Raw genomic sequence first — 24,544 nt, forward strand, 5'->3', positions numbered from 1 at the left:
AGAAGGATCGCTGACGTGCGCCCGATTATCGTATTACTGGTGGCCTGGTGCCTCAGCATGGGGGCGTACGCCGCGACAGCCCCCGACGCCAAACAGATAACCCAGGAACTGGAGCAGGCAAAGGCGGCAAAACCCGCCCAGCCAGAGACCGTTGAGGCGCTTCAGTCCGCGTTGAACGCGCTGGAAGAACGTAAAGCTTCTCTTGAGCGTGCTCAGCAATATCAGCAGGTTATCGACAATTTCCCTAAACTTTCGCAAACGCTGCGCTCGCAACTCAATAACCTACGCGATGAACCGCGCGACATTCCTGCGGGCATGACGTCCGACGCGCTGAATCAGGAGATCCTGCAGGTCAGCAGCCAGCTTCTGGAAAAGAGCCGCCAGGCGCAGCAGGAGCAGGAACGTGCGCGCGAAATTGCCGATTCGCTTAGCCAGCTTCCGCAACAGCAAACCGATGCCCGGCGTCAGTTAAACGACGTGGAGCGCCGTGTCGGTACGCAATCCGGCAATACGCCGCAAAATCAGGCTCAGAATCTCGGACTGCAGGCGGAATCCGCCAGGCTTAAAGCGCTGGTCGATGAACTGGAGCTGGCACAACTTTCCGCCAACAATCGTCAGGAACTGTCGCGGATGCGCGCCGAGCTGGCGCAAAAGCAGGGTGAACAGCTGGATGCTTACCTTCAGTCCCTGCGTAATCAGTTGAACAGCCAGCGCCAGCGTGAAGCTGAACGGGCGCTGGAAAGTACGGAACTGCTGGCGGAAAACAGCGAAAACCTGCCTGACGGAATTAACGAACAATTCAGAATTAACCGCGAGCTTTCAGCCGCCCTGAATCAACAGGCGCAGCGAATGGATCTTGTGGCGTCGCAGCAGCGTCAGGCGACCAATCAAACCCTGCAGGTTCGCCAGGCTCTGAATACCCTGCGCGAACAGTCTCAGTGGCTAGGCTCCTCAAACCTGCTCGGGGAAGCATTGCGCGCCCAGGTAGCCCGCCTGCCGGAGATGCCTAAACCTCAACAGTTAGACACCGAGATGGCGCAACTGCGGGTTCAACGTCTGCACTATGAAGACCTCCTTAATAAACAGCCGCAAATCCGCCAGATCCGCCAGGCGGACGGGCAGGCGCTAACCAGCGAGCAGAGCCGTATTCTGGAAGCCCAGATGCGCACCCAGCGTGAACTACTGAACTCCCTGCTGCAGGGCGGTGATACGCTGATTCTGGAACTGACCAAGCTGAAAGTGTCCAACAGCCAGCTTGAAGACGCGCTAAGGGAGGTCAACGAAGCAACGCACCGTTATCTGTTCTGGACTTCCGACGTGCGTCCAATGACCTTCTCCTGGCCGATAGACATCGTCCAGGATCTGCGCCGCCTGATTTCACTGGACACCGTCAACCAGATGGGCCAGGCCAGCGTGATGATGCTCACCAGCAAAGAGACCATCATCCCGCTGTTGGGTGCGGTGATTCTGGTGGGCTTCAGCATTTACTCGCGCAGGCACTTCAACCGTTTCCTGGAACGTTCCAGCGCTCGCGTAGGCAAGGTGACGCAGGATCACTTCTGGTTGACGCTACGCACGGTCTTCTGGTCGATACTCGTCGCCTCGCCGCTGCCGGTGCTGTGGATGACGCTCGGCTACGGGCTGCGTGAAGCCTGGCCCTTCCCGCTCGCGGTGGCGATCGGCGATGGCGTGACCGCCACCGTGCCGCTGCTGTGGGTGGTGATGATCTGTGCCACCTTTGCCCGTCCAAACGGCCTGTTTGTCGCCCACTTTGGCTGGCCGCGTAACCGCGTCGCGCGTGGCATGCGTTACTATCTCATGAGCATCGGATTTATCGTGCCGCTGATCATGGCGCTCATCATGTTCGATAATCTCAACGACCGGGAGTTCTCCGGTTCGCTCGGTCGGCTCTGCTTTATACTGATCTGCGGCGCGCTGGCGGTGGTCAAGCTCAGCCTGAAACGCGCCGGTATTCCGCTCTATGTTGATAAAACGGGCAGCGGCGATAACATGTTTAACCGTCTGCTGTGGAACCTGATGCTCTCCGCCCCGCTGGTTGCGATGCTGGCCGCTGCAGTCGGTTACCTTGCCACCGCGCAGGCGCTGTTGGCGCGCCTGGAAACCTCGGTCGCCATCTGGTTCCTGCTTCTGGTGGTCTATCATGTTATCCGCCGCTGGATGCTTATCCAGCGGCGTCGTCTGGCGTTCGACCGCGCTAAACATCGGCGGGCAGAAATTCTTGCCCAGCGTGCGCGGGGCGAGGAAGAGCCAAACCACGTTAACAGCACCGAAGGGGCAACGGATGCCGATGAAGTCGAGCTGGATCTGGATGCCATCAGTACGCAGTCCTTACGGCTGGTGCGCTCCATCCTGATGCTCATTGCTTTGCTGTCGGTTATCTTTCTGTGGTCAGAAATCCATTCCGCGTTTGGTTTCCTGGAAAATATCTCCCTGTGGGACGTAACCTCCACGGCGCAGGGTGTAGAGAGTCTGGAGCCGATAACCCTGGGTGCTGTGCTGATTGCGATTCTGGTGCTGATCATTACCACACAGCTGGTACGTAACTTCCCGGCACTGCTGGAGCTGGCGCTGCTGCAGCATCTGGATTTAACCCCGGGCACGGGCTATGCCATTACCACCATCACCAAGTATCTCATCATGCTGTTTGGCGGGCTGGTGGGCTTCTCGATGATTGGTATTGAGTGGTCGAAGCTGCAGTGGCTGGTCGCCGCCCTGACGGTGGGCCTGGGCTTTGGTTTGCAGGAGATCTTCGCCAACTTCGTTTCCGGTTTGATCATCCTGTTTGAAAAGCCGATCCGTATCGGCGATACGGTGACGATCCGCGACCTGACCGGCAGCGTCACCAAGATCAACACCCGAGCCACCACCATCAGCGACTGGGATCGCAAAGAGATCATCGTGCCAAACAAGGCCTTCATCACCGAGCAGTTTATTAACTGGTCGCTGTCTGACTCCGTTACGCGCGTGGTGCTTACCGTACCTGCTCCGTCGGATGCCAGTAGCGAAGAGGTGACGCAGATCCTCTACACTGCGGCCGAGCGCTGTACTCTGGTGATCGACAACCCGGCGCCGGAAGTATTTCTCGTTGATTTGCAGCAGGGGATCCAGATTTTCGAGCTGCGTATCTACGCCGCCGAAATGGGGCACCGTATGCCGCTGCGCCATGAGATCCACCAGCTTATTCTGGCAGGCTACCGCGAGCACGGTATTGATATGCCATTCCCACCGTTCCAGATGCGTCTGGAAACGCTGGGTGGAACAAAAACCTCAAGAACCTTGTCGTCAGCAGGGCGTAAGCGTCCGGCGGGAAGTTTATAATGATCCGCCCTCCCGTACGGGAGGGCTTCTCATCCGCTACGCCACTTGCGCAAGACGGACAGTCGAGCGACGGCGATAGTTCTCATAAATCCCCATCGCCAGCAGCGAAAAGAAGATCGGCCCACCGACCATCCATAGCGCACTGTTCCAGTCATTCGCCTCAATCACTGGCTGAATAATGGTAAAAATATTGGCAAACGCCACCACCAGCACCACCAGCGCCGTTGCCAGCAGTGTTGCCGCACGGGTTTTAAACATCACAAACGGACGCTCGAGATCCTGTTTCGCCTTAAAGAATGGGAAGGCCAGCGTCAGGAAAAGGTAAGGCAGCGTCATCGACACGTTCGCCATGAGCGTTAATTTGTTATAAAACGCCGACGCGGTATCCCCACCAAATGACACCAACAGAATGAACACGCACACCAGCAGACATTGCATCCACATGGCGTTAGCCGGCATGCCGGTACGATTGAGATGCGTCATACGCGCAGGCCACAACGCTCTGGGGGTACCCTGAATAATGGCTTTCAGTGGAGAGTAAATAAGCGTGAAGAATGCGCCGGTATAGGCGAGGAACATTGATAATCCGGTAATACGCGCGAACCAGCTTCCCATCGTTGTCGCCGCGTCTGGCGTCAGGTGCATCGCCTGACCCAGCGTCATGCCCAGACTTTTCATCAACACATAGGTGATATTGCCCAGATTGATGGTGTTATTACTCAGTACCTGCTGCCAGTTGGTGCTGACGCCCCAGAGGAAAATCGCCAGTGAGTAGCCAACAGAGATCACTATCGCGGCGAAGATAATGCCTTTGGCAAAGTTTTTTTCCGGATTCTCGGTCTTGTCGACCAGGCCGCCCACGGCCTCGATACCGCCGTAAGCAAAGATGGCAAATACCACGAAGGAGAGCATAGCCAGCCCGGACTGATAGCCCGGATTGGGGGAAGAAACAAAGTTTACCTTCTGTGCAAAATGGCCGCCGTTCAGACAGAGAATGGCGATACTCACCAGCAGTAGCACCAGGTTCAGGCACATGACGGCAATCCCGCCCACGGCGGTAATACGGGCAATTTTATTGATGCCCCTTGATGCCACCAGCGTCACCACCACCATCCAGCACACTGCCAGCATACCCACTACCTGCGTGGCGCTGAGTCCTGCAAGCGACCAGACCTGCGTTTTATCTGCTCCGAATAAGAATGTCGAAAACGGTACCCACACCTTGGCCGCGGTACTGACCATCCAGACGACGTAGGAGGAAAACCACATGAAGGTGCCGATAAAAGCGTAGCGCGGACCCACGCTGTTGTTCATCCACGAATAGATCCCGCCCTCTTCTTTGCGATAGGCCGAGCCCATTTCCGCCATCATCAGCGCAAAGGGGATGAAGAAGAACAGCGCAGAAACGATATAGAACGGCGTCGCGCTATAACCCATCAGGTAAAACGCCGACGGGCTGTTCGCAAAGCCAAAGACGGAAGTAAAAATCATCAGGATGAGCCCCGTCAGGGTCATCTTTTTAAGTGAGTGGGACATATAACCATCCGAAGAAGAAGTAAACTGCGCGGATGGTAGCAGATGACCAGACAGATAATGTGGCTATAAGGGGCAAAGTTAGAAAAAGGAAATTGTACAGAGAAGATGTTTGCCGGGTAAACACGCTGCCACCCGGCAAATTATCAGGCGCGATCGACCGTAAAAGCAATCACATCGCCCAGTTGCTCTGCGTCCAGCGCCAGCATCACCAGACGATCTACGCCAAGCGCCACCCCGGAGCAGTCCGGCAGGCCAGCCTTTAACGCTTCGAGTAGATGAGTATCAATAGGCTGCTGGGGTAAGCCGCGTGCGCCGCGCTTGCGGTTATCTTGCTCAAACCGTTGCTGCTGTTCACGCGCGTCAGTCAGCTCGTGGAAACCATTCGCCAGCTCAATACCCTTGTAATAGACCTCAAAGCGCTCTGCCACACGGTGGTCTTCGGTGCTGATGAGCGCCAGCGACGCCTGGCTTGCCGGGAAGTGATAGACGAAGGTCGGACGATCTTTGCCAATCTGCGGTTCAACGCCAAAGGTGAACAGCAGTTGTAGCAACGTGTCGCGATCATCTTCACTATCCGCCACGTTGCTCAGATCCAGTTTTGCCGCCACTTCTCGCAGTTGGGTTTTGTCTGCTGACAACGGATCGATGTTCAAATGACGCTGGAAAGCCTGTTGATAAGAGAGCGTTTCCGCTTCCGGGCAGTCCAGTACCTGCTGGAGAAGATCGTCCACCTCGTTCATCAGGCGGTACATATCGTAATGCGGGCGGTACCACTCCAGCATGGTGAATTCCGGATTATGGTGACGCCCCATCTCTTCATTGCGAAAACTTCTGCACAGCTGATAAACCGGGCCACATCCCGCCGCCAACAGGCGCTTCATGTGGTATTCCGGGCTGGTCATCAGATAGAGATTCATGCCCTGAGAATGGCCAGGACCGACGAAACGGGTTTCAAACGGGACCAGATGAATATCGGTTACCGTTGCCTGACTCATGCACGGCGTTTCCACCTCCAGGACGCCGCGATCGGCAAAGAAACGGCGGATCGCCGTCATAATTGCTGCGCGTTTTAACAGGTTTGGGATGGATGCGCTCGGCTGCCAGGTGGCCGTTTCGCTCATGGGTTTTTCTCCTATTTCATACAAGGGCACGAAGTCTACTCGTAAGCCGGGGCGGAGACAAATTTTGCACCGTAAAAGCCTTCTTTTCATTCAAGAGGGTAATTTCGTGACGAAATATATCAATAACAGTGATAAATCTCGCCACATAACAGCAAAAAAATCGAACGCGTCAAATTTCCCTCACATCCATGCGGTTATACTGTTTTACCCATAAAGGAGCAGTGGAAACGCTTTCGCAATCGTCCATTCGGACAGGTGGGCTACTTTTAGTCCTGTGGGTTGCGAAAAAACAAAAATCTGGAGGAATGTCGTGCAAACTTTTCAAGTCGATCTTGCCGTTATAGGCGCTGGCGGGGCTGGATTACGTGCTGCAATTGCTGCAGCGCAGGCTAATCCGAACGCTAAAATCGCACTGATTTCAAAAGTCTACCCGATGCGCAGCCACACGGTTGCCGCAGAAGGAGGATCCGCCGCCGTGGCGCAGGATCATGACAGCTTCGAATACCATTTCCACGATACGGTCGCTGGAGGCGACTGGCTTTGCGAACAGGATGTGGTTGACGACTTCGTACACCATTGTCCTGGCGAAATGACCCAGCTTGAGCAGTGGGGATGCCCGTGGAGCCGCCGTCCGGACGGTAGCGTTAACGTTCGCCGCTTCGGCGGGATGAAGATCGAACGCACCTGGTTTGCCGCCGATAAAACCGGCTTCCATATGCTGCACACCCTGTTCCAGACGTCCCTTCAGTTCCCACAAATTCAGCGCTTTGATGAACATTTCGTCCTCGACATTTTGGTTGATGACGGCCAGGCCCGTGGTCTGGTGGCGATGAACATGATGGAAGGCACGCTGATGCAAATCCGTGCCCATGCGGTGGTGATGGCCACAGGCGGAGCGGGCCGCGTTTATCGATATAACACCAACGGCGGTATTGTCACCGGTGACGGCATGGGCATGGCGCTCGGTCACGGCGTGCCGCTGCGCGATATGGAGTTTGTGCAATATCACCCGACCGGTCTGCCAGGTTCCGGCATTCTGATGACGGAAGGCTGCCGCGGTGAAGGCGGCATCCTGGTCAACAAAAACGGTTACCGTTACCTGCAGGATTACGGCATGGGTCCGGAAACCCCGCTCGGCGAGCCGAAAAACAAATACATGGAACTCGGCCCGCGCGACAAAGTCTCTCAAGCCTTCTGGCACGAATGGCGCAAAGGCAACACCATTCCCACGCCGCGCGGGGATGTGGTCTACCTTGACCTGCGCCATCTCGGCGAGAAGAAACTGCTGGAACGTCTGCCGTTCATCTGTGAACTGGCCAAAGCCTACGTGGGCGTTGATCCGGTGAAAGAGCCGATTCCAGTGCGCCCTACGGCCCACTACACCATGGGCGGTATTGAAACCGATCGGCAGTGCGAAACCCGTATTAAAGGACTCTTCGCCGTGGGCGAGTGTTCCTCTGTCGGTCTCCATGGTGCCAACCGTCTGGGATCGAACTCACTGGCAGAGCTGGTCGTCTTTGGCCGCATAGCGGGCGAGCGGGCGATGGAACGGGCCGCAACCGTAGGCGAGGCTAACAGCAGCGCGCTGGATGCTCAGGTCGCTGACGTTGAAAAACGCCTGAAGGATCTGGTCAATCAACAGGGCAACGAAAACTGGTCAAAAATCCGCGATGAAATGGGTCTGTCGATGGAAGAAGGCTGTGGGATTTACCGTACACCAGAGCTGATGCAAAAAACCGTCGACAAGCTGGCGGAGCTGCAGGAACGTTTCAAGCGAGTCCGCATTACCGATACCTCCAGCGTGTTCAATACCGACCTGCTGTACACCATCGAACTAGGCCATGGCCTGAATGTAGCGGAATGTATGGCGCACTCCGCTCTGGCACGTAAAGAGTCACGCGGCGCGCACCAGCGTCTGGATGAAGGTTGTACCGAACGTGACGACGTCAATTTCCTGAAACACACCCTCGCCTGGCGCGATGCGGATGGTACCACTCGCCTGGATTACAGCGACGTGAAGATCACTACGCTGCCACCGGCGAAACGCGTATACGGTGCAGAAGCAGAAGCCGCCGAGAAGAAGGAGAAGGCGAATGGCTGATATGCAAAAACTGAAAGTTGAAGTGGTGCGCTACAATCCGGAAGTGGACACCGCCCCGCACAGCGCTTTCTATGAAGTCCCTTACGACGAGCAAACCTCCCTCCTGGATGCGCTCGGCTACATCAAAGATAACCTGGCGCCAGACCTGAGCTATCGCTGGTCCTGTCGTATGGCTATTTGCGGCTCCTGCGGCATGATGGTTAACAATGTGCCAAAACTGGCCTGCAAAACCTTCCTGCGCGAATATACCAAAGGCATCAAGGTAGAAGCGCTGGGTAACTTCCCAATCGAGCGCGATCTGGTGGTCGATATGACTCACTTTATCGAAAGCCTTGAAGCCATTAAGCCCTACATTATTGGCAACCCGCGCACGCCGGATCAGGGACCCAATACCCAAACGCCCGCGCAGATGGCGAAATACCATCAGTTCTCCGGCTGCATCAACTGCGGCCTGTGCTATGCCGCCTGTCCGCAGTTTGGTCTGAATCAAGAGTTCATTGGCCCGGCCGCCATTACCCTGGCGCACCGTTATAACGAAGACAGCCGTGACCACGGTAAAAAGGAACGTATGGCGCAGCTTAACAGCCAGAACGGCGTATGGAGCTGTACTTTTGTCGGCTACTGCTCTGAAGTCTGTCCGAAGCATGTCGACCCGGCCGCCGCTATTCAGCAGGGTAAAGTAGAAAGCTCGAAAGACTTTCTTATTGCTACCCTGAAACCACGCTAAGGAGTGCATGATGACGACTAAACGCAAAGCCTATGTGCGGCCGATGCCGTCCACCTGGTGGAAAAAACTGCCGTTTTATCGCTTCTATATGCTGCGTGAAGGCACTGCAGTACCGGCGGTCTGGTTCAGCCTGGAACTGATGTACGGCCTGTTCGCCCTCAAACACGGCCCTGAAACCTGGGCCAGTTTTGTCGGGTTCCTGCAAAACCCGATCATCGTTGTGCTGAACCTGATCGTGCTGGCAGCCGCGCTGCTTCATACCAAAACCTGGTTTGAACTGGCGCCAAAAGCGGCGAACATTATTGTTAAAGGCGAAAAAATGGGGCCCGGGCCAGTCATTAAAGGGCTGTGGGCAGTGACGATTGTCGTCACTGTCGTCATTCTGTTTGTCGCACTGTTCTGGTAAGGAGACAACTGTGATCAATCCAAATCCAAAACGTTCTGACGAGCCGGTCTTCTGGGGCCTGTTCGGCGCGGGCGGCATGTGGAGCGCTATTATTGCACCGGTCATCATCCTGCTGGTTGGTATTATGCTGCCGCTGGGGCTGTTTCCGGGCGATGCGCTGAGCTATGAGCGCGTGCTGGCGTTCGCGGACAGTTTTATTGGCCGCGTGTTCATCTTCCTGATGATCGTCCTGCCGCTGTGGTGTGGCTTACACCGTATTCACCATGCGATGCACGACCTGAAAATCCACATCCCGAGCGGAAAATGGGTGTTCTATGGTCTGGCGGCCATCCTGACCGTGGTGACGCTGATTGCCGTAGTGACCATCTAAACCTGTCGGCCCGCCATCCGGCGGGCCTCTATTTTCTGCAGCATCCCCACCAGCCACTGGGCAAATTCACGCATTGCGAGCGTCTTACAGGCTCAGCGGTAAGAAAAATTATCAGCACATACGCCATTTAACTATTTGTCAGGTACAGTCTACTTCAACAGACTATGTTTATCTGACGGGTCCGGACACTCACCCGCCTCCCTGTTACGGAAGATAACTGATGATGAATAAAAACCTTTGCTGCGCCCTGCTGCTCGGCGTTTCATGCACAAGCGTTGCCGCGCCGGCATCAGAAAAACAGCTGGCTGAGCTTGTAGCGGATACTGTTACCCCTCTGATATCTGCCCAGGCCATTCCAGGCATGGCGGTTGCGGTAATTTATCAGGGCCAGCCGCACTACTTCACCTTTGGTAAAGCCGATGTCGCCGCCAGCAAGCCCGTCACGTTGCAAACGTTGTTCGAGCTTGGCTCTGTTAGCAAAACCTTCACCGGCGTACTGGGCGGCGATGCTATCGCCCGCGGTGAAATTTCGCTGGCCGACCCGGTAGCAAAATTGTGGCCTGAACTGACGGGCACACAGTGGCAAGGTATCCGCCTGCTGGACCTGGCGACTTACACCGCTGGCGGCCTGCCGTTGCAGATGCCAGATAACGTGACGGATAACGCCTCCTTGCTGCACTTCTACCAGACATGGCAGCCGCAGTGGCAACCGGGCACCACGCGTCTGTACGCTAATGCCAGCATCGGTCTTTTTGGCGCTCTGGCGGTTCAGCCTTCCGGCATGAGCTTTAAGCAGGCGATGACAGAGCGCGTTTTTAAGCCTTTGAAGCTGTTCCATACCTGGCTTGACGTTCCCAAAAACCAGGAACAGCACTACGCCTGGGGCTACCGCGATGGCAAGGCTGTCCATGTTTCACCGGGCATGCTGGATGCCGAAGCCTATGGCGTGAAAACCAACGTGCAAGATATGGCAAGCTGGGTAATGGCCAACATGGCCCCCGATACTATACAGCATTCTACATTGAAACAAGGCGTTGCGCTGGCTCAGTCGCGCTACTGGCGCATAGGATCAATGTATCAGGGGCTGGGCTGGGAGATGCTGAACTGGCCGGTAGAGGCTAAAACGGTGGTCGATGGCAGCGACAACAAGGTGGCACTCGCCCCCTTCTCTGCGAGAGAAGTAGATCCCCCCGCGCCGCCTGTAAAAGCCTCATGGGTACATAAAACAGGTTCGACCGGCGGATTTGGTAGCTACGTGGCCTTCATTCCTGAAAAGAACCTCGGTATCGTGATGCTGGCAAATAAGAGTTACCCTAACCCGGCGCGGGTCGCTGCGGCTTATCGTATTTTGAACGCTCTGCAATAAAACACGGCCGGGCTCACCCGGACCAGACAAGCGCATTAATGGGTACTGAGTTTCAACCCAATAATACCGGCCACAATCAGGGCGAGGCTGGCGATACGCGCCAGACTCGCTGACTCTCCCAGCAGCAGAATGCCGGTGATGGCGGCGCCTACGGCACCAATACCGGTCCAGACGGCATAAGCCGTACCCACTGGCAGGGTGCGCATCGCCCATGACAGCATGACAATACTCACAATCATCGCGATAACGGTAATGACGCTCGGCGTCAGGCGGGTAAACCCGTGGGTATACTTCAGACCAATCGCCCATACCACTTCGAGCAGACCGGCAATGAACAGAACAATCCAGGGCATTTCAGGCTCCTTAACTTAAAGGCAAGTTGGGGCCGTCCCCGATGAAGTAAGCGCTTACGGGTCGTCCCGTAAGGCCATGGTTAGGCTTTATAGTTTGGTTAACGTGCGATTTTTTTTCAATCCTTTTGTGCTGAAGGTGTTAAAGCAAGAAATAGCCTCAGTATGGTGCGTAGTTCAGGCATTTATCACTCATCGGACTTCTTTATGATGATGTGCTTTCTGATGGCAGGAAGCCAAAACTCTAGCCAACTGCGAATCTATTATGTTCAAAATTCTGTTGATTGACCGATGTCACTTCACCCGTACAGGGTTTGAAGCGTGGCTCAATCATTCCGGTTTATTCCCTGACCACTTCGTCGTGACCGGGCTGAATAATCTTATCCTTGCCAGGGAGCATATTTTGCAGTGGAAACCGACGCTGGTTATAGCGGACCTGCATGGCTTCAGGCAAGATATCCACCATTTTCAGCAACTCTCTACCCTGCTTAATGCCAGCGAAGCAGTGCCTTTTATTTTACTGCAGTCGGGTGAGGAACAGGGAATGTCCTGCTACCTGGCGCAATTCCCGGTCTGGTCTTCGCTGTTGAAAAAAGCGGGCCTTAATGAACTGGCGACGGTCATCAACGACGCATTGACGTCCCGCGCAAGCATTAAGATCCCAAGGGTCGCGGCGCCCCTGCTAACGCCTCAGGAGGCGAAAGTGCTGACGTTGTGGATGGATGGTGCAAGTAATCAAAAGATTGCCAGTTACCTGAACATCAACGGGAAAACGGTGTACACCTACAAACGCAATATCCGCATGAAGTTGCATATGGATACGCGCTTCTCTCCGTTTTTATCTCTGCAGGAAGCGGAGAGTTGACGGTACGGTATAACCCACCGCACCGTCAATGCTTCATTAGTTCTGAGCTTTTGTCGCTGCACCAGAAATAGCATTACCACCGTCGGAAATATCTTCCCCAACGCCGCGGGTGGTATTACATGCAGTCAGTACTGTAGAAAGCACCAGGACAGAAAAGATCGCTGCAATTGTTTTCTTAACCATAATATCTTCCTTTTATAGCCAAAGTTATTTTGTGTATAGCAAATTAAGGATAGACAAGATCCCGTCATTTGATGGCTCAGGAAGAAATTTTAGGAGAAATAGACGAATTTAGCCGGGCAACGTCAGAGATGAATCAGGCGCAGCGGGCGCTGCGCCTTGAATCGCAAAGAGGATTACTTCACGCGGGAAACGTATTCGCCGGAGCGGGTATCCACTTTGATCACTTCGCCAGTCTGTACGAACAGTGGCACTTTAACCACTGCGCCAGTAGACAACTTAGCGGGCTTACCACCGGTTCCTGCGGTATCGCCTTTCAAACCTGGATCGGTTTCAACGATTTCCAGCTCTACAAAGTTGGGTGGGGTGACTGCGATAGGCTGACCATTCCACAGGGTAACGATGCATTCAGCCTGGTCCAGCAGCCATTTCGCGCTGTCGCCTACTGCTTTCTCATCAGCAGACAGCTGTTCGAAAGTAGAGTTGTTCATGAAGTGATAGAACTCACCGTCGTTGTAGAGGTAAGTCAGGTTCATATCAACAACATCAGCACCTTCAGCGGAGTCAGTAGACTTGAAGGTTTTTTCTACACGGGTGCCGGTCAGCAGGCGACGCAGCTTAACGCGTGCGAAAGCCTGGCCTTTGCCTGGTTTAACGAATTCGCTAGCTTCAACCGCATACGGTTCGCCATCCATCATGATTTTAAGACCAGCACGAAAATCGTTGCTATAGTACGTTGCCATAAGGCCCTCTAAATTTGTTAACTGGTAGCTAAGCCACAAAATGGCGCATATTGTAACCCTAAACACCCCATCCAGAGAAGATTGGTTATCGCAACTTGCCGATGTAATCACCAGTCCTGATGAATTGCTGTATCTGTTAGACCTCGATCGGCATGAAGCCTTGCTCGCCGGACGTGAAGCGAAGCGGCTTTTCGCCCTGCGCGTTCCCCGTGCTTTTGTTGCCCGTATGGAGAAAGGCAATCCTGACGACCCCTTATTAAAACAAATACTTACCCTACAGGATGAGTTTGTGACTGCGCCGGGTTATAGTACGGATCCGCTGGAAGAACAGAACAGCGTCGTGCCAGGTTTACTGCACAAATATCACAATCGCGCCCTGCTGCTGGTGAAAGGCGGCTGCGCGGTAAATTGTCGTTATTGTTTCCGCAGACACTTCCCCTATGCCGAAAACCAGGGCAATAAACGCAACTGGCAGGTTGCGCTGGACTATATTTCCGCCCATACGGCGCTGGATGAGATTATTTTCTCCGGCGGCGATCCGCTCATGGCAAAAGATCATGAGCTGGACTGGTTGTTGACCCAACTGGAAGCTATCCCGCACGTTAAGCGTCTGCGCATTCACAGCCGTCTGCCAATAGTCATTCCGGCACGTATCACCGAGGGGCTGGCGTCACGTTTTGAACGATCGCGCCTGCAGATCCTGCTGGTGAACCACATCAACCACGCCAATGAAATTGATGATGCGTTTCGTGCGGCAATGGCACGCCTGCGTATAGCGGGAGTGACGCTGTTGAATCAAAGCGTATTGCTCCGTGGCGTGAATGATAATGCCCGCGTGCTGGCTGAACTCAGTAATGCGCTGTTTGATGCGGGCGTGATGCCCTATTATCTGCACGTGCTGGATCGCGTCCAGGGCGCGGCGCATTTCATGGTTACCGATGAAGAAGCCCGGCAGATTATGCGTGAACTGTTAACGCTGGTTTCAGGTTATATGGTGCCGAAGCTGGCACGAGAAATTGGCGGTGAGCCAAGCAAAACCCCGCTGGATTTGCAGCTGCGACAGCGCTAATTTTCCCTCTCCCCAAAAAGAGAGAGGGAAAATACTCAGTTCGGGCATTTATAAACCTGGCCGTTCATCTGGCTGGCGGTGGGCACAAAGCTGGACAGCATACCCTGCGTTGGGCTGCTCACACCGTAAATCACGTTGCCGCCCATGGCGGCAGCCTGGTTACGCAGCGCATTCGCCGCACCGCGCATAGAGCCACCCTCTTCGCCATGCTGGCCCGACATCCAGTTGCTTTGTTCGCCGCTGGCGGTACCTAACAGCTGGCACTCACTGCCCGGCTTATCTTCTACAAAGCGAACGCTCTGGCCCGCTGCCGACAGTTCGTTGCTCGAGCTACAACCCGTCAGCAGCAACGCTACCCCCACGATCCCTGCACAGACTTTTACGCGCATGTTATTCCTCGTTTTCAATAAGCTGGACAGTAGTTGTCCGTGTGTAAACCTTATACCGAAAAGATGACCAAAAGAAAAACCCCCGCGCATTTCTGCCCGGGGGTTTTTCGTATTCTACGACGGATAGCGCACGATTACATCATGCCGCCCATTCCGCCCATGCCGCCCATACCGCCAGCGCCGCCTAAATCAGGTGCGTCGCTTTTAGGCAGGTCGGTTACCATGCACTCGGTAGTGATCATCAGACCCGCTACAGAGGCCGCGTACTGCAGAGCAGAACGGGTCACTTTGGTTGGATCCAGGATACCGAAGTCGATCATGTTGCCGTATTCTTCAGTTGCCGCGTTGTAACCGTAGTTACCTTCGCCCGCTTTCACGTTGTTGGTCACAACAGATGGCTCTTCGCCGGCGTTGGACACAATCTGACGCAGCGGCGCTTCCATTGCGCGCAGCGCAACTTTGATGCCGACGTTCTGATCTTCGTTCTGAGCGGTCAGGCCAGCCAGTTTCGCGGCAACGCGCACCAGCGCGACACCACCACCAGCAACTACGCCTTCTTCTACCGCAGCACGGGTCGCGTGCAGGGCATCGTCAACGCGTGCTTTCTTCTCTTTCATTTCTACTTCAGTAGCCGCGCCGACTTTGATTACCGCAACGCCGCCAGCCAGTTTCGCTACGCGCTCCTGCAGTTTTTCACGGTCGTAATCAGAAGTGGCTTCTTCGATCTGCTTACGGATCTGAGCAACACGGCCCTGGATTGCACCTTCTTCACCCATACCATCGATGATGGTAGTGGTGTCTTTGTTGATCACAACGCGTTTCGCCTGACCCAGGTCTTCCAGAGTCGCTTTTTCCAGTTCCATACCGACCTCTTCAGAGATAACGGTACCGCCGGTCAGAGTAGCGATATCCTGCAGCATGGCTTTACGACGATCGCCGAAACCAGGTGCTTTAACTGCAGCCACTTTCACGATGCCGCGCATGGTGTTAACCACCAGGGTCGCCAGCGCTTCGCCTTCAACATCTTCAGCGATGATAACCAACGGTTTGCCTGCTTTCGCAACGGCTTCCAGCACTGGCAGCAATTCGCGGATGTTAGAGATTTTCTTGTCAGCCATGAGGATGAACGGGCTTTCCAGCTCAACAGTACCCGTCTCTGGCTTGTTGATGAAGTATGCAGACTGGAAGCCGCGATCGAAACGCATACCTTCCACAACGTACAGCTCGTCTTCCAGACCAGTACCGTCTTCAACGGTGATCACACCGTCTTTACCGACTTTGTCCATCGCTTCAGCGATCAGTTTACCGACGGTTTCGTCGGAGTTAGCGGAGATTGTACCAACCTGAGCAATGGCTTTAGAGTCTGAGCACGGCACAGACAGCGCTTTCAGCTCTTCAACGGCAGCGATAACCGCTTTGTCGATACCACGTTTCAGGTCCATTGGGTTCATGCCCGCAGCGACGGCTTTCAGACCTTCGGTGATGATAGCCTGAGCCAGTACGGTTGCGGTGGTGGTGCCGTCGCCTGCAGCGTCGTTCGCTTTAGAGGCCACTTCTTTCACCATCTGTGCGCCCATGTTTTCGAACTTGTCTTCCAGCTCGATTTCACGTGCAACAGAAACACCATCTTTAGTGATGGTTGGCGCGCCGAAAGATTTATCCAGCACTACGTTACGGCCTTTCGGGCCCAGGGTGACTTTAACTGCGTCTGCCAGTACGTTTACGCCGCGGAGCATTTTTACACGGGCGTCGTTACCAAATTTTACGTCTTTAGCTGCCATGTTCTTATTTCCTCAAATTCTCGTGCGTATATTACGCTTCAACAATTGCCAGAATGTCGCTCTCGGACATGATCAACACTTCTTCATTGTCGATCTTCTCGGATTTAACGCCGTAGCCATCATTGAAAATAACGATGTCACCAACTTTAACGTCCAGTGGCTGCACAGTTCCGTTTTCCAGGATGCGGCCCTTACCGACAGCGATGATTTCGCCACGCGTTGATTTGGCTGCCGCAGAACCGGTCAGAACGATGCCGCCAGCAGACTTGGTTTCAACTTCTTTACGTTTGACGATCACACGATCATGTAACGGACGAATACTCATTGATAGCTCTCCTTTGAGAAAGTCATTATCAGTTATGGATAATGCCGGTCCGTATATGGTTTTCCGGCTAGTGCCCTGAGAGATGGGGTTAGCTTTTTCCCCCTTCAAGGGGTAGCCAAAAAAAAATTTTTGAAAATGTTACCATCGCCCTCTCTTTTGATAGTGACAGGACGAAGTAAATGAGTGGACTCAGGCAGGAGCTGGGGCTGGCGCAGGGCGTTGGTCTGCTCTCAACCTCGTTGTTAGGTACGGGCGTCTTCGCCGTCCCCGCGCTGGCAGCGTTGGTCGCGGGGAACAACAGTTTGTGGGCGTGGCCGGTTTTGATTGTGCTGGTCTTTCCCGTCGCAATTGTATTTGCCGTACTCGGGCGTCACTTCCCCAGCGCGGGCGGGGTCGCATATTTTGTCGGCATGGCGTTTGGCCCGCGACTGGAACGCGTGACCGGCTGGCTTTTTCTCTCGGTGATCCCGGTGGGCTTGCCCGCAGCCTTACATATCGCGACCGGCTTCGGGCAGGCGCTGTTTGGCTGGCATAACGAGCAACTGCTGCGGGCCGAGCTGGGTACGCTGGCGATAATCTGGTGGGTCGGCTCGCGTGGAACTCGCTCAAGCGCCAACCTGCAAACGCTCGTCGCGGTGCTGATCGTCGCCCTTATTGCCGCCGTCTGGTGGGCGGGAGATATTACCGTGGCGGAAATCCCGTTTCCGACGGTGAAGGATATCGATCATGCGCAGCTTTTCGCCGCGCTCTCGGTGATGTTCTGGTGCTTTGTGGGGCTGGAAGCCTTCGCTCATCTGGCCTCCGAGTTTAAACAACCGGAACGTGACTTCCCGCGCGCCCTGATGATTGGCCTGCTGCTGGCTGGCACGGTTTACTGGGCCTGCACCGTGCTGGTATTGCATTTCAACGCGTACGGTGCAGACAAGGCCGCTGCCGCATCGCTACCGGGGATCGTGGTGCAGTTGTTTGGCGTGAAGGCGCTGTGGGTCGCCTGCGTCATCGGCTATCTGGCCTGTTTTGCCAGCCTTAACATCTATATTCAGAGCTTTGCACGCATGGTCTGGTCGCAGGCGCTGCATCAGCCCGATAGCCGCCTCGCGCGCCTGTCAACGCGCCAGCTCCCGTTAAATGCCCTAAACGTCGTGCTGGGCTGTTGCGTGCTGAGCACGCTGTGTATTTACGGGCTTAAAATCAATCTTGACGCATTGATCGTCTACGCTAACGGCATTTTCATCATCATCTATCTGCTGTGCATGCTGGCGGGCTGTCGGCTGCTGAAAGGTCGTTTTAAGGCGCTAGCGGCGGTCGGGGGCGTGCTTTGCCTGCTGCTACTGGCAATGGTGGGCTGGAAGAGTTTGTACGCCATTATTATGCTGGCGGGGCTATGGATGTTCTTACCGAAGCGCGGCGCCTTAAAATAAAGCGCCCCCTTCAGCAAAGGATTAACGATCGTCTTTGTGGTCCAGACGGTCGTGCTGTTCGTCTTTACGCTGGTATTCACCATCAAACGTCTCGCCCGGCCCGGTACTGAAACCACCGCCCGGCATACGACTGAATCGCAGATGCGGCAGAAGCTTCAGGGTCAGGTGCTTTTGTACCGGTGGCAACAACAGCAGCAGGCCGATGAAATCAGTGAAGAACCCCGGCAGGATAAGCAACAGACCGGCAATAATCAGCGATACGCTTTTGATCATTTCGGCTGCCGGGCTTTCGCCAGCGGCCATTTTTTGCTGCATTAAGAGGAAATTTTTGAAACCCTGATTACGCACCAGCGACATGCCTATGACGGAAGTGAAGATCACCAGAATCAGCGTCAACAGGACGCCCAGGACATGGGCAACCTGAATAAAAATCGAAATCTCGATGTAAACATAGAGAAAGAGAGCAATAAACGGTATCCAGCGCACTGGCATCTCCTGTATGGCAGGTGCCGTCAGGCCCCTGTCTGATATGTTCGCGAAACGCGTCTATTAGAGATGGAGATGGTTAACGAAAATTCAATCGGTTTGCACGGATATTTTTTTTGAGAATATTAAAGCGGTGATTCATTTCACAGATTAATAATTATCATGAAATCGAGGCGATAATAAGTGATCCAGCTTACGGCAATTCGCTATCATCAGCATATGATCTCGAACATCTGGCTAATTGAGGGAATAATCGTCGGTCAGAAAACATCCAAAAACACATATATACTGTGTGTTTAGTATAATCCATCGGCAGCTTGAAAAGAAGGTTCACATGTTAAACAACATTCGTATCGAAGAAGATTTGTTGGGTACCAGGGAAGTTCCAGCGGATGCCTACTATGGTATTCACACTCTGAGAGCGATTGAAAACTTCTACATCAGCAACAGCAAGATCAGCGATATCCCTGAATTTGTGCGCGGAATGGTGATGGTGAAGAAAGCCGCAGCCCTGGCAAATAAAGAGCTGCAAACCATCCCGAAGAGCGCGGCAAATGCCATCATCGCCGCCTGCGATGAAGTGTTGAACAATGGCAAATGCATGGATCAGTTCCCGGTTGATGTCTACCAGGGCGGCGCGGGAACCTCGGTCAACATGAATACCAACGAAGTCCTGGCGAACATCGGCCTGGAGCTAATGGGTCACCAGAAGGGTGAATACCAGTATCTCAACCCGAACGATCACGTGAATAAATGCCAGTCTACCAACGACGCCTACCCAACCGGATTTCGCATCGCGGTATATGCCTCGGTGGTGAAACTGGTCGATGCCATCAACCAGTTGGGAGATGGCTTCGAGCGCAAAGCAGTTGAGTTCCAGGACATTCTGAAAATGGGCCGCACCCAACTGCAGGACGCGGTACCCATGACCCTCGGTCAGGAATTCCATGCGTTTAACGTGCTGCTAAATGAAGAAACGAAAAATATGCTCCGCACGTCCGAACTGCTGCTGGAAGTGAACCTGGGCGCAACCGCTATCGGTACACGTCTGAATACGCCAGATGGCTATCAGCAGTTGGCGGTACAGAAGCTGGCCGACGTGTCTAACCTGCCGGTGGTACCTGCAGAAGACCTGATTGAAGCCACTTCCGACTGCGGCGCCTATGTGATGGTGCACAGCGCCCTTAAACGTCTGGCGGTGAAACTCTCTAAAATCTGTAACGACCTGCGCCTGCTCTCTTCCGGCCCGCGCGCTGGCCTGAATGAAATCAACCTGCCCGAGCTGCAGGCCGGTTCGTCTATTATGCCCGCCAAAGTGAACCCGGTCGTGCCGGAAGTGGTCAATCAGGTTTGCTTTAAAGTCATCGGTAATGATACAACCGTGACCATGGCCTCTGAAGCGGGTCAACTGCAGTTGAACGTCATGGAGCCGGTGATTGGTCAGGCGATGTTTGAATCCATCCATATCCTGACTAACGCATGCTACAACCTGCTGGAAAAATGCATTAACGGTATCACCGCGAATAAAGCAGTTTGCGAAAGCTACGTCTACAATTCCATCGGGATTGTTACCTACCTTAACCCGTTCATCGGCCACCATAACGGTGATATCGTCGGTAAGATTTGTGCTGAAACGGGTAAGAGCGTACGTGAGGTGGTACTGGAGCGCGGGCTGTTGACCGAAGCCGAATTAGACGATATTTTCTCGGCACAGAACCTGATGCATCCGGCCTATAAAGCGAAACGTTATACCGATGAAAGCGAACAGTAACCGTTCAGACTAAGCTTGCGAAAGGCACGTCACTTGTGACGTGCCTTTTTTCTTTTTAAGCGCAATCAATTACACAACAATTTAATATCAACTTGTTAATAAACAAGGAAGGCACTTATGTTTGGAGCAGAACTCGTCATCGTCTTGCTGGCGATTTATTTGGGCGCAAGACTCGGGGGGATCGGCATCGGTTTCGCTGGCGGCCTTGGGGTGCTCGTTCTTACCCTTATCTTTCAGATCAAACCCGGCGCAATCCCTTTTGACGTCATCGAGATCATTATGGCGGTTATCGCTGCTATTGCAGCCATGCAGGTCGCGGGCGGTATGGACTACCTGGTAAGCCTGGCGGAACGTATGCTGCGCCGCCATCCGAAATATATCACCTTTCTTGCCCCCCTGGTGACCTGGTTTATGACCATTCTGGCCGGAACCGGACACACCGCCTTTTCCACGCTGCCGGTAATTACCGAAGTGGCGAAAGAACAAGGTATCCGACCGTCACGTCCGCTCTCTATCGCCGTTGTTGCTTCCCAGATTGCGATTACCGCATCGCCAATTTCCGCCGCCGTAGTCTTCTTCGCTGGCATTCTGGAGCCGATGGGTGTGAGTTACCTCACCCTGTTGGCGATCTGTATCCCGGTGACGCTGATCGCCGTGATGATCACCGCCGTACTGTGTAACTTCCTCGGCGCTGAGCTGAAAGACGACCCGGTTTACCAGGAGCGTCTGGCAAAAGGTGAAGTAAAACTGCGCGGTAGCCAGGTCTTCGAACTGAAGCCGCACGCGAAACGCTCTGTGCTACTGTTCCTGATCGGTATCATCGCGGTGATGTTCTACGCCACCGCCATCAGCGACACCGTGGGTCTGATCCAAAACCCGGTTCTGCCGCGTAACGAAGCGATTGTGGTGTTCATGCTGACCATCGCGACGCTTATCAGCATCACCTGTAAAATTGATACCAGTGAGGTGCTGAATGCCAGCACTTTTAAATCGGGTATGAGCGCCTGTGTCTGCGTTCTGGGCGTGGCATGGCTGGGCGATACGTTCGTCAAAGCGCACATCGGTGATATCCAGGCCGTTGCGGGTGACCTGCTGCATAATTACCCGTGGCTGCTGGCCGTGGTGCTGTTTTTCGCCGCCACGCTGCTCTACTCCCAGGCGGCGACCACTAAAGCGCTGATGCCTGCGGCGCTGATGCTGGGCGTTACCCCGCTGACGGCTATTGCTTCATTCGCTGCCGTTTCTGCTTTGTTCGTTCTGCCCACTTATCCCACGCTGCTTGCAGCCGTTGAGATGGATGATACCGGCTCGACCCGTATCGGTAAGTACGTGTTTAACCATGCATTTCTGATCCCGGGCGTAGTCGCGATTTCGCTTTGCGTTATCCTCGGCTTTATCATCGGCGGCATTGTGCTGTAAACGCTGAGCGGGTGTAAAAATAGTGAAAATTGGGCCGCTCTGCGGCCCGATTCATTAATACCCCATCGCCCTGCGTGATATAGTGAAGACTTTCGTGATGAGGAGGTCGACTTGTGAACACGCATGATGCTGTTGTCGTACTTTGTACCGCCCCTGATGAAGCCTCTGCCCAGGATCTTGCGGCTAAAGTGCTGGCCGAACAACTGGCTGCCTGTGTAACCCTTCTCCCCGGCGCCACCTCCCTCTATTACTGGGAAGGCAAACTGGAGCAGGAATACGAAGTGCAGATGCTGTTAAAAACCAATCAGGTGAATCAGCAGGCGCTTCTCGACTGCCTCAAATCTCATCATCCTTACCAAACCCCGGAACTGCTGGTACTGCCCGTAGTCCACGGCAATAACGACTATCTCTCATGGCTCAACGCTTCCTTACGCTGATCCTGCTGCTGTGCAGCACATCAGTTTTTGCCGGGTTATTTGATGCACCCGGCCGTTCGAATTTCATTCCTGCCGACCAGGCGTTTGTTTTCGACTTTCAGCAAAACCAGCACGATCTCAATCTCACCTGGCAGGTGAAAGAGGGCTATTACCTCTACCGCAAGCAAGTGAGCATTACGCCAGCGCAGGCGAATGTGGGGGCATTACAGCTACCCACAGGCGAGTGGCATGCAGACGAGTTTTACGGCAAAAGCGAAATCTATCGCCAGCGCGTAAGTGTGCCCGTCACGGTGAACCAGGCGGATAAAGGCGCCACGCTGACGGTGACATATCAGGGCTGCGCCGACGCCGGATTCTGCTATCCGCCGGAAACTAAGGTCGTTCCGCTTACTGAAGTTAAAGCTGCCGCCGCCTTTTCCTCTCTCCCTTCTGGGGAGGGAGCCAGGGTAAGAGGGGAAGGCGAAGCCGCTTCTGATCTTCCTTTCTCAGCGCTCTGGGCCTTGCTGATCGGCATCGGTGTTGCATTTACTCCCTGCGTGCTGCCAATGTATCCACTGATTTCCGGCATCGTTCTGGGTGGTAAGCAACGCCTTTCCACACCCCGTGCGCTACTGTTGGCATTTATTTATGTGCAGGGGATGGCGCTGACCTATACCGCGCTCGGCCTTGTGGTCGCCGCTGCCGGGCTACAGTTCCAGGCAGCACTGCAGCACCCTTATGTGCTCATCGGCTTGTCAGGGGTGTTTATCCTGCTGGCTCTGTCGATGTTCGGCCTGTTTACCCTACAACTGCCCTCTTCTCTGCAAACCCGCTTAACCTTGATGAGTAATCGCCAGCAGGGTGGCTCTGCGGGGGGGGTGTTCGTCATGGGGGCCATCGCCGGGCTGATTTGCTCCCCCTGTACCACAGCGCCTCTGAGCGCGATCCTGTTGTACATCGCTCAGAGCGGAGACCTGTGGCTCGGCGGCGGTACCTTGTATCTCTACGCGCTGGGAATGGGCCTGCCGCTGATACTGGTGACGGTGTTTGGTAATCGCCTGCTGCCGAAAAGCGGCCCGTGGATGGAGACGGTGAAAACTGCGTTTGGTTTTGTAATACTGGCGCTGCCGGTATTCCTGCTGGAGCGGATCATCGGTGACGTTTGGGGTCTACGTTTGTGGGCGATGCTCGGAGTGGCCTTCTTCGGCTGGGCGTTTATTACAAGCCTGGGGGCGAAAAAACCGTGGATGCGTCTGGTACAAATCCTCCTGCTCGCCTGTGCACTGGTGAGCGTGCGCCCGCTGCAGGACTGGGCGTTTGGCTCGCCAGCGGCGCATACGCAGGCGCACCTGAACTTCACGCAAATTAAAAACGTGGATGAGCTCAACAGCGCCCTGGCGCAAGCGCAGGGCAAACCAGTTATGCTCGATCTTTACGCTGACTGGTGCATTGCCTGTAAAGAGTTTGAAAAATATACCTTTAGCGATCCGCAGGTACAAAACGCCCTGAAGGAAACCGTTCTGCTTCAGGCGAACGTCACTGCTAACAGCGCCCAGGATAAGACCTTGCTGAAACACCTTAACGTGCTGGGACTGCCAACCATTTTGTTCTTCAATGAGCAGGGTGAAGAGCAGCCCACGCAGCGCGTAACCGGGTTTATGGATGCGGCGGCATTCAGCGCTCATTTGCGCGATCGCCAACTGTAAACAACACTGTAGACGGGACAAACCGTCGGGAATAACGGAGGAGAAAACCGTGCAACGCGAAGACGTACTGGGACAAGCCCTGCAATTACTTGAGATTCAAGGGATCGCCAGCACCACGCTTGAGATGGTAGCCGACCGTATCGATTACCCGCTGGACGACCTTACGCGCTTCTGGCCCGATAGAGAGGCGCTGCTTTATGATGCCCTGCGCTATCTTAGCCAGCAGGTTGATACCTGGCGCAGGCAACTTATGCTCAATGAAGAGCTGAGCGCGGAGCAAAAACTGCTTGCGCGCTATACCGCCCTGACCGAATGCGTCAGTAACAATCGTTATCCAGGCTGTCTGTTTATCGCCGCCTGTTCGTTCTACCCTGATCCCGACCATCCGATCCATCAACTGGCAGAGCAGCAAAAACGTGCGGCGCATGATTTTACCCACAGGCTACTGACCACCCTGGAAGTGGATGATCCAGCCATGGTCGCTAAGCAGATGGAACTGGTGCTGGAAGGCTGCCTGAGCCGCATGCTGGTAAACCGTAGTCAGGCCGACGTGGATACCGCCCACCGCCTGGCGGAAGACATTTTGCGTTTTGCTCAGTGCCGTATGGGTGGGGCGTTAACGTAAGCATAATTTGACCTGTTTGGCACATAAACAGC

Annotated in this window: 23 protein-coding genes; 14 read left to right on the plus strand and 9 right to left on the minus strand. The window is 54.4% G+C overall.

Translation table 11 applies throughout. From position 1 onward, the window contains the following. Positions 1 to 15: 15 nt before the first annotated feature. Positions 16 to 3,339 (plus strand): miniconductance mechanosensitive channel MscM, encoded by a 3,324-nt coding sequence (gene mscM / locus NL510_RS21520; protein ID WP_253380215.1) that lies wholly within the window; start codon positions 16 to 18, stop codon positions 3,337 to 3,339. A gap of 36 nt (positions 3,340 to 3,375) precedes the next feature. On the opposite strand, the gene yjeM is transcribed toward mscM, so the two are convergent. Continuing rightward, on the minus strand, positions 3,376 to 4,875 hold the full coding sequence (yjeM, locus tag NL510_RS21525; protein WP_253380217.1) for a glutamate/gamma-aminobutyrate family transporter YjeM: 1,500 nt from the start codon (positions 4,873 to 4,875) through the stop codon (positions 3,376 to 3,378). A 143-nt stretch (positions 4,876 to 5,018) separates the two neighbouring features. Then, the gene (gene epmA / locus NL510_RS21530; RefSeq protein WP_253380219.1) at positions 5,019 to 5,996 is read right to left on the minus strand and encodes an elongation factor P--(R)-beta-lysine ligase; all 978 of its coding nucleotides are present in this window, start codon (positions 5,994 to 5,996) and stop codon (positions 5,019 to 5,021) included. Positions 5,997 to 6,306: 310 nt separating this feature from the next. On the opposite strand from epmA, the gene frdA reads away from it, so the two are divergent. From frdA to ampC, 5 genes are all read left to right on the plus strand, one after another. After that, positions 6,307 to 8,097 (plus strand): fumarate reductase (quinol) flavoprotein subunit, encoded by a 1,791-nt coding sequence (gene frdA, locus NL510_RS21535; RefSeq protein WP_253380221.1) that lies wholly within the window; start codon positions 6,307 to 6,309, stop codon positions 8,095 to 8,097. After that, positions 8,090 to 8,824 carry a succinate dehydrogenase/fumarate reductase iron-sulfur subunit gene (locus NL510_RS21540; RefSeq protein WP_253380222.1) on the plus strand — a complete coding sequence of 245 codons (735 nt, stop codon included), beginning with the start codon at positions 8,090 to 8,092 and terminating at the stop codon, positions 8,822 to 8,824. The genes frdA and NL510_RS21540 overlap by 8 nt, the downstream gene beginning before the upstream one ends. 10 nt (positions 8,825 to 8,834) lie before the next feature. Then, positions 8,835 to 9,230, plus strand: coding sequence for a fumarate reductase subunit FrdC (frdC, locus tag NL510_RS21545; protein WP_253385055.1), 396 nt, complete (start codon positions 8,835 to 8,837; stop codon positions 9,228 to 9,230). 10 nt (positions 9,231 to 9,240) lie between these two features. Next, positions 9,241 to 9,600, plus strand: a complete 360-nt coding sequence (gene frdD / locus NL510_RS21550) for a fumarate reductase subunit FrdD (RefSeq protein WP_253380225.1) — start codon at positions 9,241 to 9,243, stop codon at positions 9,598 to 9,600. A gap of 220 nt (positions 9,601 to 9,820) precedes the next feature. Then, positions 9,821 to 10,966, plus strand: coding sequence for a CMY2/MIR/ACT/EC family class C beta-lactamase (ampC, locus tag NL510_RS21555; RefSeq protein ID WP_253380227.1), 1,146 nt, complete (start codon positions 9,821 to 9,823; stop codon positions 10,964 to 10,966). Positions 10,967 to 11,001: 35 nt separating this feature from the next. On the opposite strand, the gene sugE is transcribed toward ampC, so the two are convergent. Then, complete coding sequence (gene sugE, locus NL510_RS21560; RefSeq protein WP_253380229.1) at positions 11,002 to 11,319, minus strand: quaternary ammonium compound efflux SMR transporter SugE; 318 nt, start codon at positions 11,317 to 11,319, stop codon at positions 11,002 to 11,004. A 262-nt stretch (positions 11,320 to 11,581) separates the two neighbouring features. Between sugE and NL510_RS21565 the strand changes: the two genes are divergently transcribed. Then, entirely contained in the window at positions 11,582 to 12,181 is a 600-nt protein-coding gene (locus NL510_RS21565; RefSeq protein WP_253380231.1) for a helix-turn-helix transcriptional regulator, read from the plus strand. A gap of 36 nt (positions 12,182 to 12,217) precedes the next feature. Here the strand turns inward: NL510_RS21565 and ecnB are convergent, their stop codons facing one another. Further along, positions 12,218 to 12,364, minus strand: a complete 147-nt coding sequence (ecnB, locus tag NL510_RS21570) for a lipoprotein toxin entericidin B (protein WP_047346104.1) — start codon at positions 12,362 to 12,364, stop codon at positions 12,218 to 12,220. Positions 12,365 to 12,537: 173 nt separating this feature from the next. Further along, entirely contained in the window at positions 12,538 to 13,104 is a 567-nt protein-coding gene (gene efp, locus NL510_RS21575) for an elongation factor P (RefSeq protein WP_010427766.1), read from the minus strand. A 40-nt stretch (positions 13,105 to 13,144) separates the two neighbouring features. Between efp and epmB the strand changes: the two genes are divergently transcribed. After that, the gene (gene epmB, locus NL510_RS21580) at positions 13,145 to 14,173 is read left to right on the plus strand and encodes an EF-P beta-lysylation protein EpmB (RefSeq protein WP_253380233.1); all 1,029 of its coding nucleotides are present in this window, start codon (positions 13,145 to 13,147) and stop codon (positions 14,171 to 14,173) included. Positions 14,174 to 14,208: 35 nt separating this feature from the next. Here epmB and NL510_RS21585 read toward each other — a convergent pair whose 3' ends face one another. The 3 genes from NL510_RS21585 to NL510_RS21595 form a co-directional block, all read right to left on the minus strand. Next, entirely contained in the window at positions 14,209 to 14,562 is a 354-nt protein-coding gene (locus NL510_RS21585; RefSeq protein ID WP_253380234.1) for a DUF4156 domain-containing protein, read from the minus strand. 134 nt (positions 14,563 to 14,696) lie between these two features. Continuing rightward, positions 14,697 to 16,343: a chaperonin GroEL gene (gene groL / locus NL510_RS21590; RefSeq protein WP_253380236.1), complete on the minus strand. Its 1,647-nt coding sequence runs from the start codon at positions 16,341 to 16,343 to the stop codon at positions 14,697 to 14,699. A 31-nt stretch (positions 16,344 to 16,374) separates the two neighbouring features. Beyond that, entirely contained in the window at positions 16,375 to 16,668 is a 294-nt protein-coding gene (locus NL510_RS21595; RefSeq protein ID WP_003855929.1) for a co-chaperone GroES, read from the minus strand. A gap of 179 nt (positions 16,669 to 16,847) precedes the next feature. Between NL510_RS21595 and yjeH the strand changes: the two genes are divergently transcribed. Then, complete coding sequence (yjeH, locus tag NL510_RS21600) at positions 16,848 to 18,089, plus strand: L-methionine/branched-chain amino acid transporter (RefSeq protein ID WP_253380238.1); 1,242 nt, start codon at positions 16,848 to 16,850, stop codon at positions 18,087 to 18,089. A 21-nt stretch (positions 18,090 to 18,110) separates the two neighbouring features. Here the strand turns inward: yjeH and NL510_RS21605 are convergent, their stop codons facing one another. Further along, on the minus strand, positions 18,111 to 18,575 hold the full coding sequence (locus NL510_RS21605) for an FxsA family protein (RefSeq protein WP_253380241.1): 465 nt from the start codon (positions 18,573 to 18,575) through the stop codon (positions 18,111 to 18,113). A 334-nt stretch (positions 18,576 to 18,909) separates the two neighbouring features. On the opposite strand from NL510_RS21605, the gene aspA reads away from it, so the two are divergent. The 5 genes from aspA to NL510_RS21630 all read left to right on the plus strand — a co-directional run bounded on the left by aspA (position 18,910) and on the right by NL510_RS21630 (position 24,512). Continuing rightward, a complete protein-coding gene (aspA, locus tag NL510_RS21610) occupies positions 18,910 to 20,346 on the plus strand; it encodes an aspartate ammonia-lyase (RefSeq protein ID WP_253380243.1) in 1,437 nt (478 codons plus the stop codon). A gap of 117 nt (positions 20,347 to 20,463) precedes the next feature. Continuing rightward, entirely contained in the window at positions 20,464 to 21,765 is a 1,302-nt protein-coding gene (locus NL510_RS21615; protein ID WP_253380245.1) for an anaerobic C4-dicarboxylate transporter, read from the plus strand. Between the two features lie 113 nt (positions 21,766 to 21,878). Then, positions 21,879 to 22,202 (plus strand): divalent cation tolerance protein CutA, encoded by a 324-nt coding sequence (cutA, locus tag NL510_RS21620; protein WP_253380247.1) that lies wholly within the window; start codon positions 21,879 to 21,881, stop codon positions 22,200 to 22,202. After that, a complete protein-coding gene (locus tag NL510_RS21625; protein WP_253380249.1) occupies positions 22,178 to 23,887 on the plus strand; it encodes a protein-disulfide reductase DsbD in 1,710 nt (569 codons plus the stop codon). The genes cutA and NL510_RS21625 overlap by 25 nt, the downstream gene beginning before the upstream one ends. A 49-nt stretch (positions 23,888 to 23,936) precedes the next feature. Beyond that, positions 23,937 to 24,512 carry a transcriptional regulator gene (locus NL510_RS21630; RefSeq protein ID WP_253380251.1) on the plus strand — a complete coding sequence of 192 codons (576 nt, stop codon included), beginning with the start codon at positions 23,937 to 23,939 and terminating at the stop codon, positions 24,510 to 24,512. Positions 24,513 to 24,544 lie beyond the last annotated feature (32 nt).

Source organism: unidentified bacterial endosymbiont, from assembly GCF_918797525.1.
Lineage (GTDB): Bacteria > Pseudomonadota > Gammaproteobacteria > Enterobacterales > Enterobacteriaceae > Enterobacter.

What these genes read in the sequence shown, in the direction of transcription:
- NL510_RS21565 (WP_253380231.1), top strand. Translation starts at nt 11,582, where the DNA reads ATGTTCAAAATTCTGTTGATTGACCGATGTCACTTCACCCGTACAGGG.
- NL510_RS21615 (WP_253380245.1), top strand. Translation starts at nt 20,464, where the DNA reads ATGTTTGGAGCAGAACTCGTCATCGTCTTGCTGGCGATTTATTTGGGC.
- ampC (WP_253380227.1), top strand. Translation starts at nt 9,821, where the DNA reads ATGATGAATAAAAACCTTTGCTGCGCCCTGCTGCTCGGCGTTTCATGC.
- epmA (WP_253380219.1), bottom strand. Translation starts at nt 5,996, where the DNA reads ATGAGCGAAACGGCCACCTGGCAGCCGAGCGCATCCATCCCAAACCTG.
- NL510_RS21540 (WP_253380222.1), top strand. Translation starts at nt 8,090, where the DNA reads ATGGCTGATATGCAAAAACTGAAAGTTGAAGTGGTGCGCTACAATCCG.
- yjeM (WP_253380217.1), bottom strand. Translation starts at nt 4,875, where the DNA reads ATGTCCCACTCACTTAAAAAGATGACCCTGACGGGGCTCATCCTGATG.
- NL510_RS21625 (WP_253380249.1), top strand. Translation starts at nt 22,178, where the DNA reads ATGGCTCAACGCTTCCTTACGCTGATCCTGCTGCTGTGCAGCACATCA.
- ecnB (WP_047346104.1), bottom strand. Translation starts at nt 12,364, where the DNA reads ATGGTTAAGAAAACAATTGCAGCGATCTTTTCTGTCCTGGTGCTTTCT.
- efp (WP_010427766.1), bottom strand. Translation starts at nt 13,104, where the DNA reads ATGGCAACGTACTATAGCAACGATTTTCGTGCTGGTCTTAAAATCATG.
- aspA (WP_253380243.1), top strand. Translation starts at nt 18,910, where the DNA reads ATGTTAAACAACATTCGTATCGAAGAAGATTTGTTGGGTACCAGGGAA.
- frdC (WP_253385055.1), top strand. Translation starts at nt 8,835, where the DNA reads ATGACGACTAAACGCAAAGCCTATGTGCGGCCGATGCCGTCCACCTGG.
- NL510_RS21585 (WP_253380234.1), bottom strand. Translation starts at nt 14,562, where the DNA reads ATGCGCGTAAAAGTCTGTGCAGGGATCGTGGGGGTAGCGTTGCTGCTG.
- sugE (WP_253380229.1), bottom strand. Translation starts at nt 11,319, where the DNA reads ATGCCCTGGATTGTTCTGTTCATTGCCGGTCTGCTCGAAGTGGTATGG.
- epmB (WP_253380233.1), top strand. Translation starts at nt 13,145, where the DNA reads ATGGCGCATATTGTAACCCTAAACACCCCATCCAGAGAAGATTGGTTA.
- groL (WP_253380236.1), bottom strand. Translation starts at nt 16,343, where the DNA reads ATGGCAGCTAAAGACGTAAAATTTGGTAACGACGCCCGTGTAAAAATG.
- yjeH (WP_253380238.1), top strand. Translation starts at nt 16,848, where the DNA reads ATGAGTGGACTCAGGCAGGAGCTGGGGCTGGCGCAGGGCGTTGGTCTG.
- NL510_RS21595 (WP_003855929.1), bottom strand. Translation starts at nt 16,668, where the DNA reads ATGAGTATTCGTCCGTTACATGATCGTGTGATCGTCAAACGTAAAGAA.